Origin of the sequence: Nostoc sp. DedQUE12b (assembly GCF_034530835.1) — a bacterium.
In the GTDB taxonomy this organism is placed as follows: domain Bacteria; phylum Cyanobacteriota; class Cyanobacteriia; order Cyanobacteriales; family Nostocaceae; genus Nostoc.
Genome location: NZ_JAVRCI010000033.1, coordinates 40,915 through 64,745, shown reverse-complemented (window position 1 = coordinate 64,745; position 23,831 = coordinate 40,915). Strand labels below are relative to the sequence as shown.

The 23,831-nt window shown below is 44.4% G+C and carries 24 protein-coding genes; 13 read left to right on the top strand and 11 right to left on the bottom strand.

The features are described 5' to 3' along the window. Nucleotides 1–19 precede the first annotated feature (19 nt). Entirely contained in the window at nucleotides 20–457 is a 438-nt protein-coding gene (locus RMY16_RS17545) for a hypothetical protein (protein WP_322737477.1), read from the bottom strand. A 337-nt stretch (nucleotides 458–794) separates the two neighbouring features. Here RMY16_RS17545 and RMY16_RS17540 point away from each other — a divergent pair, with 337 nt between their 5' ends. The 5 genes from RMY16_RS17540 (at nucleotide 795) to RMY16_RS17520 (ending at nucleotide 6,946) form a co-directional block, all read left to right on the top strand. After that, nucleotides 795–980, top strand: coding sequence for a hypothetical protein (locus tag RMY16_RS17540; protein WP_322663747.1), 186 nt, complete (start codon nucleotides 795–797; stop codon nucleotides 978–980). A gap of 369 nt (nucleotides 981–1,349) precedes the next feature. Continuing rightward, nucleotides 1,350–3,227 (top strand): NAD(P)H-quinone oxidoreductase subunit F, encoded by a 1,878-nt coding sequence (locus tag RMY16_RS17535; RefSeq protein WP_322737476.1) that lies wholly within the window; start codon nucleotides 1,350–1,352, stop codon nucleotides 3,225–3,227. Nucleotides 3,228–3,278: 51 nt separating this feature from the next. Continuing rightward, nucleotides 3,279–3,995: a carbonic anhydrase gene (locus tag RMY16_RS17530; RefSeq protein ID WP_322737475.1), complete on the top strand. Its 717-nt coding sequence runs from the start codon at nucleotides 3,279–3,281 to the stop codon at nucleotides 3,993–3,995. A gap of 102 nt (nucleotides 3,996–4,097) precedes the next feature. Next, nucleotides 4,098–5,594, top strand: coding sequence for an NADH-quinone oxidoreductase subunit M (locus tag RMY16_RS17525; RefSeq protein ID WP_322737474.1), 1,497 nt, complete (start codon nucleotides 4,098–4,100; stop codon nucleotides 5,592–5,594). 44 nt (nucleotides 5,595–5,638) lie between these two features. After that, complete coding sequence (locus tag RMY16_RS17520) at nucleotides 5,639–6,946, top strand: CO2 hydration protein (protein WP_322737473.1); 1,308 nt, start codon at nucleotides 5,639–5,641, stop codon at nucleotides 6,944–6,946. A gap of 231 nt (nucleotides 6,947–7,177) precedes the next feature. Here RMY16_RS17520 and RMY16_RS17515 read toward each other — a convergent pair whose 3' ends face one another. The 3 genes from RMY16_RS17515 to RMY16_RS17505 all read right to left on the bottom strand — a co-directional run bounded on the left by RMY16_RS17515 (nucleotide 7,178) and on the right by RMY16_RS17505 (nucleotide 10,847). After that, nucleotides 7,178–8,395: a glutathione S-transferase family protein gene (locus tag RMY16_RS17515; protein ID WP_322737471.1), complete on the bottom strand. Its 1,218-nt coding sequence runs from the start codon at nucleotides 8,393–8,395 to the stop codon at nucleotides 7,178–7,180. Between the two features lie 794 nt (nucleotides 8,396–9,189). Continuing rightward, nucleotides 9,190–10,410 carry a chromate efflux transporter gene (gene chrA / locus RMY16_RS17510; protein ID WP_322737470.1) on the bottom strand — a complete coding sequence of 407 codons (1,221 nt, stop codon included), beginning with the start codon at nucleotides 10,408–10,410 and terminating at the stop codon, nucleotides 9,190–9,192. Continuing rightward, entirely contained in the window at nucleotides 10,407–10,847 is a 441-nt protein-coding gene (locus tag RMY16_RS17505) for a beta-lactamase hydrolase domain-containing protein (protein ID WP_292740392.1), read from the bottom strand. The genes chrA and RMY16_RS17505 overlap by 4 nt, the downstream gene beginning before the upstream one ends. A 605-nt stretch (nucleotides 10,848–11,452) precedes the next feature. Between RMY16_RS17505 and RMY16_RS17500 the strand changes: the two genes are divergently transcribed. Beyond that, nucleotides 11,453–11,995: a GNAT family N-acetyltransferase gene (locus tag RMY16_RS17500; protein WP_322737469.1), complete on the top strand. Its 543-nt coding sequence runs from the start codon at nucleotides 11,453–11,455 to the stop codon at nucleotides 11,993–11,995. Nucleotides 11,996–12,283: 288 nt separating this feature from the next. Here the strand turns inward: RMY16_RS17500 and RMY16_RS17495 are convergent, their stop codons facing one another. Then, nucleotides 12,284–13,645: an RNA polymerase sigma factor gene (locus RMY16_RS17495; RefSeq protein WP_322737468.1), complete on the bottom strand. Its 1,362-nt coding sequence runs from the start codon at nucleotides 13,643–13,645 to the stop codon at nucleotides 12,284–12,286. Nucleotides 13,646–13,775: 130 nt separating this feature from the next. Between RMY16_RS17495 and RMY16_RS17490 the strand changes: the two genes are divergently transcribed. From RMY16_RS17490 to RMY16_RS17475, 4 genes are all read left to right on the top strand, one after another. After that, complete coding sequence (locus tag RMY16_RS17490; RefSeq protein WP_322663763.1) at nucleotides 13,776–14,135, top strand: YciI family protein; 360 nt, start codon at nucleotides 13,776–13,778, stop codon at nucleotides 14,133–14,135. 34 nt (nucleotides 14,136–14,169) lie between these two features. Then, nucleotides 14,170–14,613, top strand: a complete 444-nt coding sequence (locus RMY16_RS17485) for a YybH family protein (RefSeq protein ID WP_322737467.1) — start codon at nucleotides 14,170–14,172, stop codon at nucleotides 14,611–14,613. A 22-nt stretch (nucleotides 14,614–14,635) separates the two neighbouring features. Continuing rightward, the gene (locus tag RMY16_RS17480; protein ID WP_322737466.1) at nucleotides 14,636–15,046 is read left to right on the top strand and encodes a VOC family protein; all 411 of its coding nucleotides are present in this window, start codon (nucleotides 14,636–14,638) and stop codon (nucleotides 15,044–15,046) included. A 95-nt stretch (nucleotides 15,047–15,141) separates the two neighbouring features. Further along, nucleotides 15,142–15,543, top strand: a complete 402-nt coding sequence (locus RMY16_RS17475) for a VOC family protein (protein ID WP_322737465.1) — start codon at nucleotides 15,142–15,144, stop codon at nucleotides 15,541–15,543. Between the two features lie 293 nt (nucleotides 15,544–15,836). On the opposite strand, the gene RMY16_RS17470 is transcribed toward RMY16_RS17475, so the two are convergent. The 4 genes from RMY16_RS17470 to RMY16_RS17455 form a co-directional block, all read right to left on the bottom strand. Then, the gene (locus RMY16_RS17470; protein WP_322737464.1) at nucleotides 15,837–16,277 is read right to left on the bottom strand and encodes a hypothetical protein; all 441 of its coding nucleotides are present in this window, start codon (nucleotides 16,275–16,277) and stop codon (nucleotides 15,837–15,839) included. A gap of 82 nt (nucleotides 16,278–16,359) precedes the next feature. Continuing rightward, complete coding sequence (locus RMY16_RS17465) at nucleotides 16,360–17,214, bottom strand: DUF72 domain-containing protein (protein WP_322737463.1); 855 nt, start codon at nucleotides 17,212–17,214, stop codon at nucleotides 16,360–16,362. Between the two features lie 180 nt (nucleotides 17,215–17,394). Then, nucleotides 17,395–18,066: a pentapeptide repeat-containing protein gene (locus tag RMY16_RS17460; RefSeq protein WP_322663773.1), complete on the bottom strand. Its 672-nt coding sequence runs from the start codon at nucleotides 18,064–18,066 to the stop codon at nucleotides 17,395–17,397. A 148-nt stretch (nucleotides 18,067–18,214) separates the two neighbouring features. Beyond that, nucleotides 18,215–18,709, bottom strand: a complete 495-nt coding sequence (locus RMY16_RS17455) for a hypothetical protein (protein ID WP_322663775.1) — start codon at nucleotides 18,707–18,709, stop codon at nucleotides 18,215–18,217. An 868-nt stretch (nucleotides 18,710–19,577) separates the two neighbouring features. On the opposite strand from RMY16_RS17455, the gene aroF reads away from it, so the two are divergent. Beyond that, nucleotides 19,578–20,468 carry a 3-deoxy-7-phosphoheptulonate synthase gene (gene aroF / locus RMY16_RS17450; RefSeq protein ID WP_322737462.1) on the top strand — a complete coding sequence of 297 codons (891 nt, stop codon included), beginning with the start codon at nucleotides 19,578–19,580 and terminating at the stop codon, nucleotides 20,466–20,468. A gap of 90 nt (nucleotides 20,469–20,558) precedes the next feature. Here aroF and RMY16_RS17445 read toward each other — a convergent pair whose 3' ends face one another. Then, the gene (locus tag RMY16_RS17445) at nucleotides 20,559–21,677 is read right to left on the bottom strand and encodes an LLM class flavin-dependent oxidoreductase (protein ID WP_322737461.1); all 1,119 of its coding nucleotides are present in this window, start codon (nucleotides 21,675–21,677) and stop codon (nucleotides 20,559–20,561) included. Between the two features lie 229 nt (nucleotides 21,678–21,906). Between RMY16_RS17445 and RMY16_RS17440 the strand changes: the two genes are divergently transcribed. Both RMY16_RS17440 and RMY16_RS17435 read left to right on the top strand, forming a co-directional pair. Then, nucleotides 21,907–22,047 (top strand): tyrosine-type recombinase/integrase, encoded by a 141-nt coding sequence (locus tag RMY16_RS17440; RefSeq protein WP_322663781.1) that lies wholly within the window; start codon nucleotides 21,907–21,909, stop codon nucleotides 22,045–22,047. A 486-nt stretch (nucleotides 22,048–22,533) separates the two neighbouring features. Continuing rightward, entirely contained in the window at nucleotides 22,534–22,836 is a 303-nt protein-coding gene (locus RMY16_RS17435) for a hypothetical protein (protein ID WP_322663783.1), read from the top strand. A gap of 93 nt (nucleotides 22,837–22,929) precedes the next feature. Here RMY16_RS17435 and RMY16_RS17430 read toward each other — a convergent pair whose 3' ends face one another. Then, complete coding sequence (locus RMY16_RS17430) at nucleotides 22,930–23,688, bottom strand: sterol desaturase family protein (RefSeq protein ID WP_322737460.1); 759 nt, start codon at nucleotides 23,686–23,688, stop codon at nucleotides 22,930–22,932. Nucleotides 23,689–23,831 lie beyond the last annotated feature (143 nt).

Genomic DNA, 23,831 nt, shown 5'->3' with positions numbered 1-23,831 from the left:
AATACGCTTGAGTTAAGGGTTATTGGTGTAGATAATTAGTCTTTATAAGACGCGATAAAAGACTTCCAGTTATGCAAAGTGCTGAGTGCTGAGTGCTGAGTGGCTGAGTGCTGAGTGGCTGAGTGCTGAGTGCTGAGTGGCTGAGTGCTGAGTGCTGAGTGCTGAGTGCTGAGTGCTGAGTCCTGAGTGCTGAGTGCTGAGTGGCTGAGTGCTGAGTCTTGAGTGCTGAGTGCTGAGTGCTGAGTGCTGAGTCATGAGTGCTGAGTGCTGAGTGGCTGAGTGCTGAGTGGCTGAGTGCTGAGTGCTGAGTCTTGAGTGCTGAGTCTTGAGTGCTGAGTGCTGAGTGCTGAGTGCTGAGTCCTGAGTCCTGAGTCCTGAGTCCTGAGTGCTGAGTCCTGAGTGCTGAGTGCTGAGTGCTAAACAAAAACCCAGTCGTTTCAGGCCTTTGAGCAATCAATACTCAACACTGTCCTAATCTATGTGACTACGGCTATAAAAAAATATCCTATAGTAGGGGCGCAAGGCCCATTGGTGTCAACTTAAGCCGAAAACTATATTAGACAGGCGTTTTGCAAATCCCTCACACCCTCATCCCCTCTCACGGATGGGAGAGCAGGGCTGTTTCATTCCCCAAAAAGCTTTAAAAATCAAGGGTTCTAGCAATTAAAAATAGGTTATTTTGTTACCAACGTAGCCAATCATTTTTCAAACAACCTTTCATGCCCAGAAACTATAGCCGAGTTTATTATGTGGATATAAACACTGCACAATAACTTTCATTACAGGAAATACTGATGGAACGTTCAAAATTAATTGCTATTCTTACAGGTGCGATTTCGGTCATTTTAGCGATCGCCTACCTCATCGTAGTCCAACTCCTGGACTACCGGGACATGAAACCCGCCCCCATCAGTCAAGTTATCTCGCCACCTGCCATTACTATCTCTCACTGGCAGGTTGACAAAATCAACCAAATATAAATTATATTTAGTCGATTTATAGAGACGCGATTGATTGCGTCTCTTAATTATTTAGATAGATTGATAAAACTAATGATAACTATTGATTCATCCCTGACTTGATGCATAAATAAGAATAAATACCTATTATTCCTTACTTAAATAGTTGATTATATAAGAAATAATTAGAGTTCTTATCTCAAATTTATTTAATTAACTAATTCCATTTTGACAGATATAACGGTAAGCTGTTTCTAACAACATTAAATAAAGATAAACTTGTATGTTTTGCGTAGGCGTAGCCCGTCGTAGACATCGCTGGGTTAACAGAGATCAACGCGAGTTGATTGAAAACCCATAGGTTTTGATGACAATTATAGAGGTGAGTTAATGGCTCAGTTTCTACTAGAGACTGTTTGGCTAGTTCCGTGCTATGCCTTAATAGGTGGCTTGTTAGCCGTGCCTTGGTCGCCGGGGATCATTAGGAAAACGGGGCCAAGACCGGCGGGTTATGTAAATTTGGTGATGACATTTTTGGCGTTTGTGCATAGTGCGATCGCCTTACAAGCAACTTGGAATTATCCAGCCCAAGAAGTATTTATTCCGTGGTTATCTACGGCTGGTTTAGACTTAACCATTGCTTTGGATATATCTTCGGTGAGTGTCGGCGCATTGGTTGTGATTACTGGCTTGAATTTGCTGGCCCAGATTTATGCCATCGGTTACATGGAAATGGATTGGGGTTGGGGACGCTTCTATTCTTTATTAGGATTATTTGAAGCGGGATTATGTGCCCTTGCTTTGTGTAATAACTTGTTCTTCAGCTATGTAATTTTGGAAGTCCTAACGCTGGGAACCTATCTACTAGTCGGCTTATGGTTTAGTCAGCCGCTAGTAGTTTCAGGTGCCAGAGATGCGTTTTTAACCAAGCGCGTGGGAGACTTATTCTTGCTGATAGGCGTGTTGGCATTATGGCCTTTAGCTGGAACTTGGAATTATCCAGAATTAGCTGAATGGGCGGCTACTGCTAACGTCAACCCGACAACTATGGCACTGGTAAGTTTAGCTTTAATTGCTGGGCCAATGGGTAAATGTGCCCAATTTCCCCTGCATTTATGGCTAGATGAAGCGATGGAAGGCCCAGTTCCCAGTACAATTTTGCGGAACTCGGTAGTAGTAGCTAGTGGTGCATGGGTGCTAATTAAATTGCAACCTGTGTTAAGCATCTCGCCCATAGCTTCCTCAGCGATGGTTGCCATTGGTGCGGTGACAGCCGTGGGTGCTTCTTTAATTGCGATCGCTCAAATCGATCTTAAACGCTGCCAATCCTATTCTGTCAGTGCATACATGGGTTTAGTATTCATCGCCGTGGGAGTGCAACAATACGAAGCAGCGCTATTGTTAGTACTCACTCACGCTATATCCGCAGCCCTGTTGGTGATGAGTACTGGCGGAATCATTTGGAATAGCATTACCCAAGATGTCACCCAATTAGGCGGATTGTGGACGCGTCGCCCAATTTCCGCGATCGCTTTTATCATCGGGACTTTGGGATTAATTGGTTTTCCACCACTGGGTAGCTTTTGGGCGCTGGTGAAACTAGCAGATGGGTTGTGGCAAACCCAACCTTGGTTAGTCGGAGTAGTGATAGCGGTAAATGCTTTAACAGCCGTGAGTTTAACCAGAGAATTTGGTTTAATTTTTGGCGGTAAAGCAACACAAATGAGTCAGCGATCGCCTGAAGCTCACTGGCCAATGATTCTGCCAACAATGATTTTACTTGGTGTCAGTTTACATCTTCCTTTAGTGTTGCAAAGCTTATCACTTTTACCCGATTGGGCAAGCCTAAATAAAGATGTAGCACTGCTTTTAATTTGGTCAAGTATTTTCGGTTGTAGCATCACTGGCGTGATTTATTTAAGCAACATTCCTAAACCGATTCGTCTCCCTTGGCAAGGTTTGCAGGACTTGTTCGCATACGACTTTTACACTCCAAAACTCTATAAAATGACCATAATTTTTGGAGTTGCCAAAATTTCCCAACTTGCCGATATGATTGACCGCTTTGTAGTCGATGGCATCGTGAATTTTGTTGGTTTATTTTCGCTATTAGGTGGCGAAGGTCTGAAATACAGCAATTCTGGGCAAACCCAATTTTATGCATTCACTGTTCTTTTAGGAGTGAGTCTTTTAGGAATGTGGGTAACTTGGCAGTTTTGGGGAATGCAGTTTTTAAATATGGTTTTTCAAATCTCGACAATTGGATAGCAGTAACTATCCTACTAAAAGTTAACAGTTTAATATTGTGAGGAGAATTTCATGAGCAGACAATATCCCAAAATCAATGTTTCCAGAAGAAGTTTATTGAAGTTTAGTGCAGGTGCGATTGGTACAGGTGTATTGACAGCCGGACTTAGCTCGAACTTACTTGCAGCCGAAAAAAAAGCCCCAGCAGAAGATGATGTTACCCCCGACAAGGCATTGCAAAATTTATTAGATGGGAATGACAGATTTGTTAAAGCAAAACGTCGCAATCCCAACCAAACTCAATCACGTTTAGTCGAAGTTGCCAAAGGTCAAAAGCCCTTTGCTTCTATTCTAGGTTGTGCAGATTCACGCGTACCTTCAGAGATTGTTTTTGACCAAGGACTTGGAGATTTATTTGTCTGCCGGGTAGCTGGTAATATTGCCACAACACAGCAAATTGGTAGCTTAGAATTTGGCAGCTTAGTATTAGGTGCCAAAGTCATTATGGTAGTGGGGCATGAAAGATGTGGTGCAGTAGATGCTGCAATCAAAGGCGCTCAAGTGCCAGGGCAAATTGGAAGTTTACTTGAAGCAATTAAACCAAGTGTAGAAAAATCAAAAGATCAATCAGGAGATAAGTTAGAAAATGCTTGTAAAGCAAATATTTTGGCACAAGTTGAAAAATTGAAATCATCGACAGTTTTATCTGAGTTAATCAAGGCAGAAAAACTGAAAATAGTCGGTGGTTATTACGATTTAGATACTGGAAGAATTACCGTAGTCAGTTAGCTTTTTTGTCCTTTGTCATTAGTCATTGGTCATTGGCTAAGAGTAAGTCATAAAGGACAAAAGACAAAGGACAAAAGACAAAGAACAAAGGACAAAATTACCATGTTAAGTGTCTTGATTTGGCTCCCGATTTTCGCTGCTATTCTCATAGCAATATTACCTGTAAGCATACCTAAGCATCGCATTCGGTTAATAGCATTGATTTTTTCGGGAATAGTTCTATTTTGGAACCTGTTTATCCTGCTAAAATTTGATATCAGCAATCCAGGAATGCAATTTAAAGAGTATTTACCCTGGAATGAAACCCTTGGCTTGAGCTATCAATTAGGTGTTGATGGGCTTTCTATCTTGATGTTGGTGTTAAATAGCCTGCTCACCTGGATTGCTATTTACAGCAGTAGTCAAGAAACTGAACGTCCTCGACTGTTCTACTCGATGATTTTATTAGTTAGTGGAGGAGTCGCAGGTGCTTTCTTAGCAGAGAATTTGCTGCTATTCTTCTTATTCTACGAACTAGAATTAATCCCCTTCTATTTGCTAATTTCCATTTGGGGAGGGGCAAAACGGGGTTATGCTGGGATGAAATTCCTGATTTATACTGCTGTTTCGGGAGCCTTAATTCTGGCGACATTCTTGGGTATGGTATGGCTTAGTGGTTCTACCAATTTTGCTTTTGATGCAGTCTCTACAGAAAATCTGTCAACAACAAAGCAAATCCTTTTACTAGCAGGGATAGTATTAGGTTTTGGCATTAAAATTCCCTTAATTCCCTTCCATACTTGGCTACCCGATGCTTATGTTGAGGCTTCAGCACCAATTGCCATTCTTCTCGGTGGCGTGTTGGCAAAACTAGGAACCTATGGATTGTTGCGATTTGGGTTGGGTATGTTTCCCCATGCTTGGAGTATTATTGCACCGACTTTAGCAATTTGGGGAGCAATCAGCGCTATCTATGGGGCAGTAATTGCGATCGCTCAAAAAGATATCAAGCGCATGGTAGCATACAGTTCCGTTGGTCACATGGGCTATATCTTGCTAGCTGGTGCCGCTAGTACTCCCTTAGCACTCGTTGGTGCAGTCGCCCAAATGTTTAGCCACGGTATCATCTTGGCGATTCTGTTCCACTTGGTGGGAGTCGTGGAAGCGAAAGTTGGTACACGCGAGTTAGATAAACTCAATGGTTTGATGAGTCCTATACGCGGTTTACCCCTAATTAGCGCCTTACTAGTCTTAAGTGGAATGGCTAGCGCAGGTATTCCTGGTTTAACAGGATTCATCGCCGAATTTATCGTCTTTCAAGGTAGTTTCTCTGTCTTTCCTATCCCGACAATTTTGTGTGTAGTAGCTAGTGGATTAACCGCAGTTTATTTTGTTATCCTCCTCAATCGCACTTGTTTTGGCAGACTTGATAACTTCGCTTACTATCCTAAAGTTCTTTGGTCTGAGAAAATACCAGCTTTAATTTTGGCAGCTTTTATTATCTTTTTGGGAGTACAACCTACTTGGTTAGTGCGTTGGAGTGAATCCACAACTACAACGATGGTAGCTGCAATTCCCTCTTTAGAAAAAACCGTAATCTCTGAAGTAGCTCTGAAATAGGGTTACAGTTTCTTCCTCACTCCCTATTCCCCATTCCTCATAACATGACAGCAATTAAAACTGCAATTAAATTACCTCCTTCCAAACACGAATTTGCCGAAGTAATTCACCGCTTAGAAGCAGGCGGTGCAATGTTACCTGATACTCCAGAAAATTTGATGCAAATCATCGGTTTATACAAAGCTTATGCTGTGCCGATGGATTTCTACTGGCGTGACCTACTTTATATTGCCGAACGCGAATTTTTAAACCCGCTTCCCTTCTTTAAATACTTCTTACCTAAAGAGTATTTAGAACTGCATAATCATTACGCTGGTGATGATGCCGATTTAAGAATTTGGCGCGGTGAAGCTACTGCCCATCCAGAACTTTTGGCATTTATCGAGAAGGGTGAAACTTTCAAAATGCCGAAGTTGTTGCATCACTTGTTGCACGATCGCATTAACATGGAATTTGCGGAAGCTTGTATGCGGGCGATGTTGTGGCACAGAGGGATGGGTGGACAATTTGATCCTTACCTAGATTCTGAAGAATACAAAGCCAACGCCGACCGGGCAATTAAAGCTTACTTCCAAGGGAATCCCGTAATGCTGGGACTTTACAACCTGTTCCCCGATATGTTTTTGGAACAGTGTCGCCAGATGTCATACTACGCCAACCTGGGCTTATTCTGGGAAGTCATGGCCCCGGTATTCTTTGAAATGTCCGACCGCTATGATGAAGGTACCATTAGCAGCGTCCCAGAGGCAATGAGTTTCTTAGTTAATGGTATATTTGCGATCGCAGGTCGTCCCATTTACCATCACGTTTATATGCGTGGTGAATGCTACGAAATTATCCCCAAATCCAAGGGTTTCATGTGGTTATATGAAGCTGCATTACCTTATGTAGAAGCAGTTTTCTACCGCACTTCACCTTTCCGAGGGACAAAATCTTATAATGCTCAAGCGCGTCAAGTGCCGGCAGACCAGAAAGACTTTCACTTTGGTATTCTTTACGCTGATGTATTTCCAGTGGGTACTGCTGGCATACCACCCACATTATTAATGCAAGATATGTTGCATTTTCTGCCACCATATCTTGTTGATTACTACAGCCAACATTGCCGGGGTGAAGAAGATATGTTGATTCAGTTGGGAGTGAGTTTTCAACGGTCAATGTATTGTGTTACTTCTGCGGTAATTCAAGCTTTGCGAACTGCACTTTTATATCCTTTGGATGACCAAAATCCCAAGCATTTACAAGCTAATCGAGACTTTTTTGAAATGCAGCTAAATCGCTTTACCCGTGCTGATTACAATATTCGCGATGCTGCCCGTTTAGGGAGCATTCAAAGTCAAGATTATCGATAAAATATCTCCATCTAAAACCTTTGTAGAGACGTATCACTGCTACGTCTCTACATTTTTTTGCAAATGATATCATGTCCACTTGATTACTTATTAAACCTCAAGAACCCCACCCCGCCAAAGCTACGCTTTGTCTCCCCTCCCGAAGAGCGGGGAGGGGCTGGGGGTGGGGTGCAATGACTGTGGAAATCATAGCTAATTACCAGGACTTGATATAACTTGGAAATGCGATCGCTAATAAAGAGATGCCAACACTTTATCTGCTGCTGCGCGGAATGCAGTTGCAGCACCAGCGCTCATATCCCGTGGCGCACAGATGCGATTTCTCACATAGGCGAGTGTGATAGCACCAACCGCCGCCGCAGTCGGATCAGCATTGTCTTTACCACCCACGCGTCCCCACGGTAATGCTGCACCATTGCCATTGATGAGATAATCAGCCAGCAATCTGAGGTGAAAATCAACCGCTTCTTTAACGGCTGTGGTGTCGCCATTGACCGCCAATGCTTGCACCCCGGAGTTTTTCAGAATATCTCCTAAAGCAACTTCTCGGTTATCAGTCAACCTTTCAGCCGCTTCTGCCCGAAATTGGATTTCTTGGCTAATAGCCGGGTCAGGTGGCAAAGGATTGCCGATTGGTGTCACGCCCCACCGACGACGCAAAAGTAAATTGTTGGTGGTATCATCCGATTTGACGCGGTGATAAGCGGGACGCTGTTTGAGCGCTTCAAACCAAGCGTTGATCCGAGGATACCGGGGATTTCCCTTGAGGTGATATCCCCGATAAACGGGTAAGTTAGCCGCCAATCTGTCTAAATGGGGACTATAGGTAATATCTACGACGCTAAATGTTGACAAAAAGTATGGGCCAGGATACTTTCCGAGAAGCTGCTCCAGTTCGTCTAATTTCGCTTCAAAAGCTGCTTGTAAACTTGCTAATTCATGCGGATCTTCCGGGGCTTGTCTGAGAAATTTGTAGGCGATGTCTCTGACACCATTGGTTTCAGCATCCTCAAGCCATTGTCTAGCAAGGGCATTTTCTTCTGGGTCTTCAGGCAGCAAGGTTGGCCCAAATCGTTCTTCCAAGGCTAACAGAATATCTTTGGATTCGTAAACTAACTTGTCCTCAATTTTGGCCGCAGGGACAAGGGTTGTGGGAACTAAATCGGTATACCATTTAGGCTTGTTGCTCAAGTCGATAAACTCTGTTGCAAAGGGAATTTCTTTTTCTTCGAGAGCAAACCAAACGCGTTCGCAAAATGGACACCAAGAGTTAGTATCGCGGTAGAGCAGTACTAGCGGTTCTGTATCTGGCGGCAGTTTATGGAGACTGCTAGGGATGGGAGCGGTAGAAGGAGATTGCCCTGGTCTACGCACCCGTCGAGCCGGGGTATTTTTTTGGGCAATTTCTAACAGTTGTTCCCAATTAGATGCTGTGTCTTGAATTGACATATTTCACCTTAGTTTAAGTTAACTTTCTTTCCACAAATGAGTTAGAGTTGATTTATAAATTAAATATAAGTACTGGCGTGGCAAGGTTAAACTGTTGCTAACAAAATTCTCGGATGGTTGAGGAACGGAACCCAACACTCCGATCAATGTTGGGTTTCGCGTTGCTCAATCCAAACTACATCTATTTTTAAATAGATAAAAAGCTAAATTTTTGAACTCTGACTATCAACTACTAAAAAACCATGTACTTACCGTATTTAATGGTGATTATCACATAAAAGTAGTTTGAAAGCAAGATTTAATATATCTATTTTTTGACTTACTTAAGCCGTCAAAATCAGAAAAATCTCTATCAATTCCAGTCATAGAGAGCATAGAAAGCTTACAGCTATTTTCAGGTAAATAGACTACGCGGTAGGAGCGCAAGGCCTTCTTCATTGGTGTCAACTTAACGTGAAACCCTTGCCAAAACGTGATACTCAGTTGTCTGGCTTCCCATCACGATCTGCGTTACCCCACCCTAACCAATACGGTTCGGATAAGCATTTTTCACTTTCCTTATGATCTGGGGAAAGGGTAAGGGGTAAAGGATGTATTCAAAACCCTTCCCCTTTCCCCTTTACCCTTTAACCGAACCGTATTGCCACCCTAACCCTCCCCGTATGTATTGGGGAGGGAACTGGATTTTCTTGTTTCCCCCCTTTATAAGGGGGGATTAAGGGGGATAAAACGCATGTGGAATAAGCGTTTGAGCTTAAGTTGACACCAATAGGTCTTCTTGCACCCCTACGACTTCATCGAGTGTAGCCCAAGAGTGAAGCACCCCAGCCAATGAAGGCGCTACCAAATACTAGCCATGCAGCATTGATGCGAAAGCGAATAGCTAAAATGGCTGAGACGATCGCGATCGCCAAGCCAAGAAAATCTACAAATGGGGCTTGTGGTAATGTTAAAGTTGCCGCCCCCAGTTGCAGAGTAGTAACAACCATTAACGCTACAGCACTAACATTCACAGCATCCAAAAATGCTCTAGTCCAAGAAGAGGCTCGTAAGCGTGGAATTAGCGGATTCAGGGCAGCAACGAAAACAAAAGAAGGTAGAAAAATTCCAATGGTGGCAACAATTGCGCCAGGTATGCCAGCAATCACATAACCGATAAACGTAGCAGTGGAAAGTACTGGCCCAGGAGTAAATTGACCAATTGCGATCGCATCTAATAACTGCTGTTGTGTCAGCCAGCCGTATTCTTGAACTAATCCTCCTTGCAGAAAAGCCACCAAAAGGTAGCCACCACCAAACAAGACACTACCGACTTTCAGAAAAAACCAACCCAACTGCCATAAAGAAACGTTGGCTACAGTAGATGCAGTAGCTAGCGATGTAGCAAGTACAGCGGATGCTTTCAAAGTTGCACCTGTACTGAGACTAGCAATCAGAAAGTTGGCTTTATCTCCTGGTTTATCGTTTTTCTCGCCAGAATTTAACCAAACCATCCCCAGCAATCCCCCAATTAATAGGGCAATTACTTCATTTAATTTGAATAACAATGTCAGCAATGCCACAGCGAAAGCGATTACTAATAATTGGTGAGTTTTCACAGCCTTTTTGGCCAAGCCCCACAGGGCATTGATGATGATTGCTAAAACAGCTGGTTTAATCCCATAAAGCAAAGGAGCAATTTGGGGTAGAGTACCGTAAACAACATAAACCCAAGCAAACCCACCAGTAATTAGAACCGCAGGTAAGACGAAACAAACGCCTGACACAATCAGCCCCAGCCATCCTGCATAGATGTATCCTATGTGGATAGCCATTTCTGTGGAATTTGGCCCAGGAATTAGGTTAGTTGCACCCAGCAAATCTAGAAAATGCTCCCTTGTCAACCACTGACGCCGCTTAACCACTTCATCTTCAATCATGGCTATATGGGCAACCGGGCCCCCAAAGCCAATGACGCCCAATTTAAAAAACAGATTAGCGAGTTCACCCAAACGACTTGGTGCTGAGTTAGTCATTTTTGCTTGGCAATATACTTTTCAAGTAGGAATTGCTTGAGGTGGGGTTGTTCTAAATTTAAACCAAGCTCTTGAGCTTTCTGACTAATTTCCTCATAAGTCAGACCTTCACTAATAGCATTGGCAATCAAGGCGATACCACCAGCCCTTGCTCCAGCAGCACAGTGAATTAAAATTGGTTTGGGTAAGTTCTCAATCTCCTGAATTGCTAACTCTGTTTGCTCTTGATTTGCTTCTGAAGGCTTTAATGGCACATTAGCATATTGCAGTCCAGCCGCTTGAGCTTGCTGCTGTTCGTCACTGAGAAAACCTGCTTCATCGGGAGAACGCAGGTTCAGTACTGACTTAAATCCCTCTTGGGCTGCCTGTTTTAACTCTTCAGAAGTTAGTTGTCCAGCAGCGCTTAAGTCGTCACTAACTTTTTTAGTGTTGCTCATAATCTTTAAAGACACTATTCCGATAGTTTTATAGTAGTTTATTCTGTATACTATTTATAGAGCAATTTTCGTAGAGTGCTTTACCCGAAAATGCAAATACCTTCACTCAGAGAAAAATTTTGACGAAAAGCAGCTTCTGTTTCTTGAATTAGATGAAAATTACGGTTTTCTCGCAGCATCAATTTTTCCAGTATTGCCATCAGTGTTTCAGCACTAGCACTACTGTATAAATAATTGATCGCTTCAACGAAATAATCAGACTCAAAAGGCTGCGATTACTCTGCTTAAATTTAAAAAGCCCTGATAAAAGTTCAGGGCTTTGATTTATATGCGGTTTATTAAATGCCAGCCTAAAATTTTTGCTAGCGCTTTTCTATAGAATTAATCATCCCTGAATCGCTTGCTTAAAGATAGCGGAGAACTACCCGTTTTCTACCTGGGTAGCTATTTAATAAAGTCTTTAGATTTGTATATATCTTCACTCTGCGATGGCGTACCCGCCCGCCGTAGGCGATCGCTTCTTGGTAAAATTCCCCTATCCTTTGGTATTTGATTACACCACGGTAAATATGAGTAGGTAAGTGCTAACTAACCTGAGTAAAACCATGAACTATAACGTAACACCTTCAATGAGGATAAATCTCCGCCCTGCTACCTTTGCTGATTTGGATCTGCTGCGACATTGGGATGAGCAACCTCATGTGGTAGAGTCCGATCCTAACGATGACTGGGGCTGGGAGACGGAACTTGACCGCACTCCTGAATGGAGAGAGCAATTGATTGCTGAAATTGATGGTCGCCCCATCGGATTTCTTCAGATTATCGATCCGGCACGTGAGGATAGTCACTACTGGGGTGATGTTCCGGCGAATCTTCGCGCTATTGATATCTGGATTGGGGAAGAGAGTGATTTGGGCAAAGGCTATGGAACCCAAATGATGCAGCTTGCACTTGCTCGATGTTTTGCTGACCCGCAAGTGATAGCTGTACTCGTCGATCCACTTGCTGGCAATACCCGCGTCCACCGCTTTTATGAACGTTTTGGTTTCCGATTTGTCGAGTCTCGACGATTTGGTGACGATGACTGCTTCGTTTATCGTATGAACCGAGTAGATTGGCATCATGAAGGTGTCAAAAACAGGGTGTAGGGGGTAGGGTTGTAGGGAAGACGGCATTGGTAGGGGTATAAGCCCCCACCAATGCAAACCAGAGTGAAAAACCGGGCTTGAACGAAGAAGGTTGTTAGGGCTGTCTATTGCAGCCTACACCCCACACCCTACACCCTACACCCCGCCCCAACGGGGCTTAGTTACTGGGTTTGGGTTAAAGGTTTTTCCCTTTTACCCTTCCCCTTTTCCCCTTAACCAAAGTTTAATCAGTAACTGAACACAATCTTGGTAATCAATAATTCTTCGCGTGTCCGGTGATGCTGGATGTTAGGGCTGAACTTCGCGCAGCCGACGCTCCAGAAAGCGGCGTTCGCTGTCATTTGTAACCAGCATAAGCGCGATCGCGTAGCTCTCTGCGGCTGACGCTGAGGCTCCAATGCGGCGCAGCATCTCCGCACGGGTGGCGTGAAATAGATGGTAGCCATTAAGTTGGGGAGCAAGCCCATCAATGAGTTTGAGGGTCGTTTGAGGAGTTTCTATCATTGAGATCGCCACCGCCCGATTCAGCGACACAATCGGCGAGGGCTGCAAGCTCTCAAGCAAATCGTAGAGGCGGACAATTTGTAACCAGTCCGTTTCTTCTGCTTGTGCTGCCTGACAATGTAGTGCCGCGATCGCTGCTTGCACTCCAAACGGGCCAGTTTCGCCCCGCAATGCCTCTTCAACGAGCGGTAGCGCCTCAGCAATCTGCTGTTGATTCCAGCGACTACGATCCTGATCTTCAAGCAACACCAGATCGCCTGCCTCATTCAAACGGGCATCCCGCCGGGAGTCGTGCAGCAACATCAGCGCCAAGAGTGCAGTTACTTCTGAGGGCGGTTGGGGTGCCATCAACGTCCTCACGAGGCGACCCAGCCGAATCGCTTCTGTACAGAGGTCAGCCCTCATCATCGTCTCGCCCCTAGTCGTCGCGTAGCCCTCATTGAAAATCAGATAGATCGCCGTCAGCACTGCGTCCACCCGCACAGACAGATCGGTTGTGTCCGGCACTTTATAGGGAATACCTGCATCCCGAATCTTGCGTTTGGCGCGTACCAGTCGTTGCGCCATCGTTGCCGTGGGCACGAGAAATGCCCGCGCAATTTCATCTGTTTCAAGTCCGCCCAGCAGCCGCAGCGTCAAAGCAACCTGCGCCTCGATCGCCAGTGCTGGGTGGCAGCAAGTAAAGATCAGCCGCAGTCGGTCGTCTGGAATTTCGTCTGTATCGTAAGTTGGCTCCTCACGGGTTGGGATTAACCCGGAGGCGGCGTACCATTCCAATTTTTCCGTCAGCCGTGTCCGCCGTCGGAGGCGATCGATGGCTTTGTATCGGGCTGTTTTGACGATCCACGCACGGGGGAGATCGGGCACGCCGCTCGACTGCCATTGATTCACGGCAGCGATAAAGGCTTCCTGTACCGCTTCTTCAGCCACATCGAAATCCCCCACCAAGCGAATGAGGATGGCGACGATCCGCCCCCATTCAGCCCGATAAAGGGAGGCGATCACTTGTTTTACGTCTGTTTTTGCGTTTGGGATCATACCTGAATTGAAGGGGGCAGGGGGCAAGGAGGTATTTTTTCTCTTTTCTTCGATAAAAATTTTTGGCGAGGTGTCGATTTGAGTTAGCGCCGTTCGACTTACTAACAAAGGGAAACAAGGGAGGTATACCCAGATCGTACTAAACGATAAAAATTTTTGGCGGGGTGTCGATTTGAGCCAGCACCGTTCGACTTACGAAAGAAGGGAAGTAACAACGGGAAATAAAGGAGGCAACCCGATGAAATATTTGCTGCTGATTTACCTGGAGGAAAATGCCCTGAGCCAAACTGAACGGGAACATTGTTATGTAGAATCCGCGCAACTAGCACAACAACTCAACTCGAAGGGGCAGTATCTCGCAACCGCCCCACTCCACCCTGTGGCAACTGCAACCAGCGTTCGGGTGCGCGATGGCAAACCACTAGTAACTGACGGGCCGTTTGCAGAGACTCGCGAACAATTAGGCGGTTTTTTTCTGATTAATGCTCAGGATCTCGACGAAGCGATCGCGATCGCCGCGCGGATTCCAGGCGCGCACGTCGGCACCGTTGAAATTCGGCCTGTGATTGAAGTTGCAGGCTTGCCAGAGAATTTGTAACTGCACTCAACCTCAACCAAAAGGAGAGATGACAATGACAACCAAAAACGCGATCGCAACTAACGAAGTTCAGATTCGCCAACTAATTGCCGAGCAACAACGCGCTATCTGCGCCAAGGATGTTGAGCAAATCATGTCCCATTATGCCAACGAGATTATCGTCTTCGATGTTAAACCTCCTTTCCAAACCCAAGGGAAAGATGCTTGGCGTCAAGTGTGGAAAGAATGTTTGCCTTACTTCCCCGACACCTTTGAGATTGAAACACGAGACCTGAAGATTACCGTCAGCGAAGACTTAGCGGTTGCACACTGGCTATTTCGCTTCACAGGAACCCAAGACCATCCAGCAATGCAGACCTGGATGCGCGTCACCTCTGTCTGCCAGAAAAATCAAGGCGAATGGCAGATATTACACGAACATCTCTCGGTTCCATTCGATCCAGAGACTTCTCAAGCTGTATTCACGCTCAACCCATAGGCTAATCTAGTGAGTTAACGCCATGAAACCCAATCCTTATCTCATGTTCAACGGTAACTGTGAAGCCGCGTTCAAGTTCTATGAACACTGTCTTGGCGGCAAAATTGTCATGATGATGACCCACAAAGATGCGCCCTCAGCCGAGCATATACCTGCCGAATGGCATGACAAAATCATGCACGTCTGCCTCGATCTGGGCGATCGCCTCTTGATGGGGTCTGACAGCCCGCCTGGATATTTTGAAACACCCCAAGGCTTTTACGTGCAAATCAGCGTTGACGAGCCAGCAGAGGCAGAACGCATCTTTCATATCCTGGCAGAAAACGGAAAAGTGAAAATGCCGATCGATCAAACCTTTTGGTCTGTCCGCTTTGGTATGTTAGTCGATCAATTCGGCATTCCCTGGATGGTCAATTGCCAGCAAACTCCTTAACTTGTGGGGAGGCGCTTATGGGCGTCTTCCCTAGAGTAAAACCTCAGCACTTTTTCGCCGATCCTTTATTGTGAAATAATTCCAAAAAAGAACCCATGAGTACTCAAATTTTCGTTAATTTGCCAGTTAAAAACCTCAATCAATCGATCGAGTTCTTTACTCAACTCGGCTTTGAGTTTAATTCTCAATTCACTGACGAAACTGCCACCTGTATGATTGTGTCCGAAAACATTTTCGTCATGCTCTTGACCTATGAAAAGTTTAAGACGTTTACTCCCAAAGAAATTTGTGATGCCACAAAAAACACAGAAGTGCTTGTGTGTTTATCTTTTGATAGTCGAGAACAAGTCGATGAAATAGTTCGCAAGGCTGTCGCTGCTGGTGGAACAACCTATAATGAACCGCAAGATCACGGTTTTATGTATGGACATGGATTTGCTGACTTAGATAGCCACATTTGGGAAATTATCTACATGGAGCCAAGCGCAATAAATTAAGGTTGATTGCAGACATTTAAATAATGCTGCAAAGCAAAATTCCAAATTACAGCTATTTTCCAGTAAATAGACCACGCGGTAGGGGCGCAAGGCCTTGCGCCCCTACACAGGTGTGGTTCAAATACATGAACATTGCTGTACAAATGCAAATACTCCCAATACGGTTCGGATAAGCATTTTGAACTCAGAATAGGGTTTGGGGAAAAGGGCAATGGGTTTGCGGTTAAAGGTTTTTTATTCCCCTTTCCCCTTTCCCCTTTAACCGAACCGTATTGAAATCACTCCTACCTTCTTCAAATCACTCTTTGCCGCACATGTCGCCCATCAAACCCTTGCTTAATCCAATTCAGACATTCATATTCAGATTTGAATAACTTTGGAGCTGCAATATTATTTAATAACTCTGGTGGATAATGGTCATAAAAATATTTGTCTCCTTCTTGGAAGATGATAATCAAATTGTTCCGATAAACATAGCGAGACTTAAAACTATCCCCCCGATGAACAAACTCGGAATTTTCATCGATATGCTCTTTAGCAATATCAATGATGTTCTTAACGTCACTTCCATAGATTTCTGCTGGATTTTCTGCTTTATGAAATTTGCTTCTGTGCCCAATTTCAGATAGCATTTTATACGAATAAATTTCGTAATTGTCGGCTTTACCAAAAACAAATGGAATTATGAGATATCCTTTATATGAGACTGAATTTTCATAAAGAAGACGACTCATCTCAACCTCCTTTGATGGAACTACTCTAAAAATTTTTCTTTAACAGAAAAGTATTACAACCCCAATTATCTACTAAATACGATCACCATAAACTGAGTTGATTGGGGGGATGCTCAAGGTTATTCCAAGGTAAGGGTGGAACTGGTGTCCCACTTTGTTCTAATAGCTTTTGGAAGTGACGGGCCGTGCTGGGCGATCGCGCTTCTATTGGACAATGGACAAAGAAATAAATTCGCACTCCCATCTGTAACCATTGCTGAATCTGCCTTACCCACTCTTCCATAAATGGCTGATTCACTGATAAATTCGGATGAGAAATAAACCGAATCAGAGTAAAAGGTGCTGTCACACTCAATTGCAACGGTAATTTAGGTTTGCGCCGTTCCGATTGTAATTGGGGGTCATCATCTCCAGTGTAAATGGGACGCGAGTCTAACAGTACTCGTCCGACACCTAACTTTTCTAAAAGCGCTGTCAAATTACTAGCATGGGGTTCTTTGAACCAGTCGGGATGCCGAACTTCCACTGCTAGGGGTGCTTGTGTACGCGGCCAAGCTTCCAGAAAGTTGGACAAATCGTCAAGTAATGCAGGTGCATAGCTGGGTGGTAACTGGGCAAAAATTGGGCCAAGATGCTTACCTAAAGGGCGCATCCCCTCCAAAAAATTTAAAGCAGCTGGAATATAAGGTTTTAGCAACCCTTGATGGGTAATATCTCGCGGTAATTTTAGACAAAATTCAAAACCTGTTGGTGTTTCGGCAGCCCAACGAGTTACAGTTTCTTGGTTAGGCACGGCATAAAAGGTAGTGTTACCTTCTACAGTGGTGAAGCGACGACTGTAGAGATGGAGAAAATCAGCAGTGCGAGTACCTTGGGGATAGAGTTCGCCTACCCAACCTTTATATGCCCAAACAGCACAACCGATAAAAAAGTTCACAATGCCTAAAAGCCTTGATGTATCATATCCAATTTTACACGCAGGTTGTAGGGATGGATAAAGCTAGGTCAGATTCCCGACTTGTTTCAAATTGGTATTATTAGTCTGGATAATTGGTTTTTTAAGACGCGATAAATCGCGTCTCTACATGAGGATTTTGGTGTTATGGCGCAACCTCAGTTATTGATAAATTGAGCCATCAGGCATAATTGCCCCTGCTAAGTTAGTCCCAACTAATTTAACCAGAAGGCGCTCACCAGAGCGAATCCGCGCTCCCGTCAAGTCGGCTCCTCGCAAGTCGGCTCCACTAAGATCCGCTCCAATCAAATTAGCAGCGCGTAAATTTGCCTCCCTGAGATCGGCTAAAAGTAGATTTGCCCGAAATAAATTTGCTTCAGATAAATTTGCACCTCTGAGGTTGACTTTGTGCATAAAGGTATCGCTGAGATTAGCACCGCTCAAATTGGCATAACTTAGATTTCTGCCAGATAAGTCTTTATTGCTCAAATTTGCCCGACTGTAGTCTTTGCCACTCAAGTCTGAGTTTTGCTTTGGTGGTTTCTGAGTTGGTTGAGATGGTTTTTCTTGTTGAGGTGACGGTGAGTGATGTGTGGTTTGATATGTAGTTTGATGTGTGGTTTGATGTTTGGTTTTTAGAGAGCGCAACTTTTCACGAGCTTCATTTATGGCTTTCAGCTTATCTTGTGCTTTCTGCTGTAAACGGAGATTGTCTTTGGGAATGCGATCGGGATGCCAAACAAAGACTAAATCTTTGTAAGCCTGGTTCACTTCTTCAAGTGTTGCTCCAGGCTCTAATTCCAAAACTCTGTAGTACCGCTCCAGATCGCTCATACGATATTTTGGTGGACAATCAACTTAATTATGAGTGATGGAGTCATTTATACGCTGCATCATTTGTTATGGATTATGGGGCTTTGGGAAAAAGGGGGTAGGAGGCAGGGGGCAGAAGTTTTTTAATTTTTAATTTTTAATTGATTTCTCATCTCCCCATCTCTCCATTTCTCCATCGAGCGATCGCTCGAAAATATGCTGCAATTGGAATCTGATAGACTTCAATATAAATCCAGACAATAATTGATAAATGTGATAAGAAGGTTAATATCGTCCAAATATATGGCATCCAGGTAATGGGTTCCTTCAGATTAGCAGGAAAATAGTAAGCTACTATGCCAATTAGAGTCGTGGGAAGAATTATGAAAACTGCTGCTGCTAATCCATAACCCCAACCTAATTCCACACCTTCCAACTGGCCTTCTGTCCAACTAAACCCATTCCAACGCCAAGTCAAAGGTGGTTGCCTAGAAGGCATCTTGATTTGCTGTTGCTCTAAATTGACTGTAAAAATCTCTTGGCAAAAGTCACAAGCCATAGCTTCCATCAATGGCATGTGAGAAATCTTACCTATTCGACAGACTGGGCAGGGGTAAGCTCCATAATAGTCGAAAGATTGGGTTAAGATTTTGGAACTGGGCATAATGAGACAGATGATCCTAAAAAATTGATCTGGTGAATGAGAACTTGGGCAATAATGTATGGCGGTTGTCAATTCCCTGCAATAAGCTTTCGTAAGATGAAGTCAGGAGAATTATATATTTTAACTTCTCAATCCTGGCTTTTTCTTCTGAGGTTATATAACTATCGTCATGTCTAATGACAAGCCGCTGTTTTTGTCTACGCAAATAAGCAACTAGTAAAATCAGAACAGGGCGTGATTTTGAATTGTGCAAAGCGTTATTAGTCTTAATCCCCAGAGTTGTACTGAGTCTATCGTTTTTTTATAGTTTGTGCAGGTCTTGACAAAGCCTACTCTTTCTGCTAGCTTTATTTTACATAGGTATATTTTTTAAGTTTTCCAGCAAAAAGTCCGCAAATGCTTAACACAAATTCCTACTTTTATTTTTGGTTTAGGGTGGTTCACCGGGGGTGAATTAAGTTTCCTAATGGAAACCGCCCGGTGAACCGCAGAGCAAACTCTGCGGTTTTTGTTTTTTTAAGGAGAATTTCATTGTCATGGCTTATTTCATTAGTTGGTTTTATGGCTTTTACTTTTGGCCCAGAATAAATTCCGGGTAAATAGCGTCATGCCAATGAATCAAAACGCGCCCGGAACTTTATAAAGGTTTCGGGCTTTTTTGTTAATAGGGCATTGGGCATGGGGCATGGGAGACAAGAGAGAGATGAGGGGACAAGGGGACAAAGTGATAAACAAAACTCTTAACTCCTAACTCCTAACTCCTAACTCCTAACTCTTAACTCAGCACTCAGCACTCAGCACTCAGCACTCAGCACTCAGCACTGTTTTGCCCAATGCCCAATACTTAATTTTTCAGGAAAATATAACCATGATTAATGCCAAACTTGCTGCACAAGCCCATCTCAACCACCAGACAATCGTTAAAATCTCGAAAGAAGTCGCTTTCGGCGGTAAAGAACTGGTAATTATCGGCGGGCCCTGCACTGTTGAAAGCTTAGAACAAATGGAGATAGTCGCCCAAAGGCTATCTAATGCATCAGTACAGGGGTTGCGTGGTGGTGTTTACAAACCCCGTACATCTCCCTACGCTTTCCAAGGTATGGGAGAGTCAGGATTAGAGATTTTAGCTAGGGTGCGATCGCATTACAATATGCCAGTTGTCACGGAGGTGATGTCAATTTCTCAAATTGAAGTAGTCGCCGCTCACGCTGATATGCTTCAAGTTGGTAGCCGCAATATGCAAAACTTTGACTTGCTCAAAGCTTTGGGACAAGCTGGTAAACCAATACTACTCAAACGTGGTTTAGCAGCGACTATTGAAGAATTTGTCATGGCTGCTGAATATATCCTTAGTCACGGGAATCCTGATGTGGTGTTGTGCGAAAGAGGTATTCGCAGTTTCGACGATTACACCCGTAACGTCCTAGATTTAGGGGCAGTGGCAGCACTCAAGCAAATAACTCACTTGCCTGTAATTGTAGATCCTTCCCATGCCGTCGGCAAACGGGAGTTGGTAGCACCTGTAGCTAGGGCTGCGATCGCTTGCGGTGCAGATGGATTAATTATTGAATGTCACCCAGAACCAGAAAAATCTGTTTCTGATGCCCGTCAAGCACTTTCTTTAGAAGATATGGTGCATTTAGTTGATAGTTTAAAGCCTGTAGCTACAGCCGTTGGGCGGAGTATATCAGATGTCGGGGCAGGTTCCAAACCTGACTTTTCACGGCATGTGGAAAAGGTTATTTTGAGGGTTTCTTAAACCCTAACTTTTACGTTACCTATTTTCATTAACTTAGAGTTCTTGAGAATTAGACTGTGGAAAAAGCCACGCTGTTTCGTGGTTTGAGGACTACCGTGAAAAGTCAGGATCGATCCGGGGCCAGACCTCGTTCGCCATGAGCTCCATAGAGCGCCGGGCGAGCGCTGGATCGGTCCAGTCGTGGCCCGTGTAGAGCAGTGTGCCGAACGCGCCGACCTCGTTGCGGAATGCAAGAATCTGGTCTGCGACGCTCTGGGGGGTTCCCGTGATTACGAGACGCTCGATGCACCGCTTCGTAGAGAGTTCGGAATCCGGCTGGTCGGGAAAGTCGCGCATGACGTCCAGTGCGCCAGCCTTTGCGAGCTTGGTCCTCATGACGTGGAAGTAGAAGTCGTGCGCGCCGCCCTCGCGATGCACGTAGCGATGTGCCGTGGCCTCGTCATCGGCCACGAAAACGCTGCGCGCCACGCGCCACCCGGAAGCATGGGCACAGAGACCCGCCGATCGCCGGCCTTCCAGGTAGTTCTTAATGTGGGCCCGGACGACGTACGCACCCACGTAGGTCGCCGAGATTCCGGACCAGCCGCGCGCTCCCGCGGCGTGCGGTCCCTGAGCGCCCGGTCGGTTCGAGGTGATGGCGATGGGCGGATGGGGCTCTTGCAGCGGTCGGACAGCGACACCCACTCCGATGTTCCGATCAAGCCAGCGCTCTGTGGTGGTTCGGTAGAACTTGCCTTCGATCCGGTACGGCGGCTCTTCGCTCCAGATCCGGCACATGTGCTCGAGCGCCTCTTGGGTCTTGCGATTTCGGTCCGATCCCAAATCTCCGATGGCTTCTGCGTCACCGGGAACGCCGGGTCCGACTCCCAGGATCAATCGACCCTGCACCAGGTGATCCACCATCGCAACCTGCGCCGCCACCATCGCCGGGTGGTAGTTGGCGAGTGGAAGCACGCCGGTACCGAAGGTGATCGACGGGCACGCATCGGCGAGATTCGCAATGAAAGCGAGGCTTGATGTGATCGTCTCGGCCGAGTCGACGAGATGCTCGCCAATGAAGGCCTCGCGGTAGCCGAGCCGATCGGCGAGCATTACTGCTTCGCGATCCTCGCAGAGAACGTCCCCATAGGAACGGGACGGCGGGTGGACGGGCTGGATGAAGAATCCGAGCTTCAGGGAATTCTGCATTGAGTCTTTATAGTCGTTCATTCGTTCCGTGCCGCCCAACTACTTATTATACGGAAAGTTTTCGTATAATCTTTTTCTCAATCTTAATATATCAAGCATTACAACGAATTCTTGTCTGAATATACAGAAAACTTCTATATCAAATTATTGTGCGCGATACAAAGGGAAATGAAAGTCGGGTGACTATGCTACCTGAAAGTATGGCTGAAGAACTAAAGATCCACGTAGTGGAGAAGTTTGTCGTCATCGTTTGCACGAGAGTAGTTTACAAAAAGCGTTAAAACAAGGGGTTCGTCAAGCCAGTATTCAAAAAAAGGTAGGTTGTCATACGTTTCGCCACAGTTTTGCTACCCATTTATTACAAAACGGCTACGACATCCGCACAGTGTAGGAATTACTCGGACACAAGGATGTAAAAACCACAAAGTTAGGGTTTGAGAAACCTTCAAAATAACCTTTTCCACATGCCGTGAAAAGTCAGGTTCCAAACCCGCCCCGATTTTTTGGGCTGCTTAAATTTCAGCTTCAAGCGTAGTTTACCGCCGTAGGCATCGCTTCAATGTCTCAGCCAAAAGATTTATTTTGGGTTGACGGCAAACAGCGATCGCTTTCGTAGAATAAACTTGTTACTTCAGCTTTTCCATTTGTTCTCATTCTATATATAAATCTAAGTTATCGTTTTAACAAATAAGACTATTTGATTTTATTTTCCAAGTCGTTTTATCCTGAAATCAGTAGATATTTTAACTTTTACTAAATCGCCTAAAGAAGTTTTAGTATACGAGCTTTGAACTTTGAGAACCCAAATAAGGACAATAACTAAATGCTAGAGCAGCAGATTGATTGCCCCATCAGACCTAAGACAAGCGCGATGATTATGAAACTTTTTCAAATCACTCTAGTGGTCTTAGTACTTTTGCTCAACTTAGCAGTTGCTTTCCCCTCTTGGGCAGACAGTACGCCTTCTTTAACTAGCAATCCTAACTACTTTCAAGTTGGGCAAAAAGTGATTTGGCTTTACAAGCCCCGCGCAGATTCTGGCGATGTCCAAAGAATTCCTGCCGAAATAGTCAAGTTAAGTCCCAAGCAAGTGCAAATCAAGGTGTACAAACATAACAACGAATTTGTCAACCGTTGGGTGAATCCAAACAAGCTTGAGAATTCGACAAAAATTAAATAGTCAGTAGTTATTTGTCCTTTGTGATTACAAAGGACAAATGACTACTGACAGCCAACAGAAAAATATTTCACAAATGATTTAGGACTGCTATAGTTAAAACTCCCTTGTGTGGCTTTCGTTTTCATAATTAGGATCTTCAGTACCAAGCAGTTTGTCCCAGAACGTAAAATACAAACCGTAGTGTACTTTATACTTGCGATGATGTATGGAATGATGCATAGAACCGATAAGCCAGCTTCCAATCCAGTAACTTTTAGATGAGGAGGGAAATAGCTCAAATCCAAGATGAGTAAACACTGCCCATACTGTCATAGTTATCAGTGCGGTAACTAAGGTGACGAAATGCAGCGGAACTATGAAGCTTACACCTACAAAAAAAAGTGCTTGTACGATCGCTTCTGGTAAGTCGAAGGCAGCGGAACTCCAGGGTGTTGGATCTCCTGAACGGTGGTGTCCATAATGCATCCATCTAAAAATTAGAGGATGGTGAAACATCCGATGGATAAAATAAAAGTAAGTATCTTGAAGAATTAGCACTGCAATAAAGCTAACTATTAAATACCACAGTCCGTATTTCCAGATGTCAGCGTATAAAAGCGTTGCTCCCAAATTATACTCTGAGATCATAAACGCTCCAGAAATAGCAAAAACTACTGTGGAGATTACTGATAATTCAATATCCTTTTTAATGGAAGAATTCATCAACGGTTTCAAACGCAAGCTCTTGTTGGCGAGAGACTTTCCCAGAATTAAATAAAAGAGCAAGTATGCTCCGCCAGCAATCAGAAAGTATCGGGCAAGAGTGATACCGAAGAAGAAAAAGCAATAATACCAAAATGAGTGGTTCGTCAATTAGACCCATCCGTAATATTAATTCGGTGAAATGAAAATGCTGATTATGTCGAATTTTTTGGTCTTTATTACCAAAAATAACCAAATTACGATTTAATCTGTTAATCGACAAAATCCACTGCTTATTTTACAACATCAAGTAG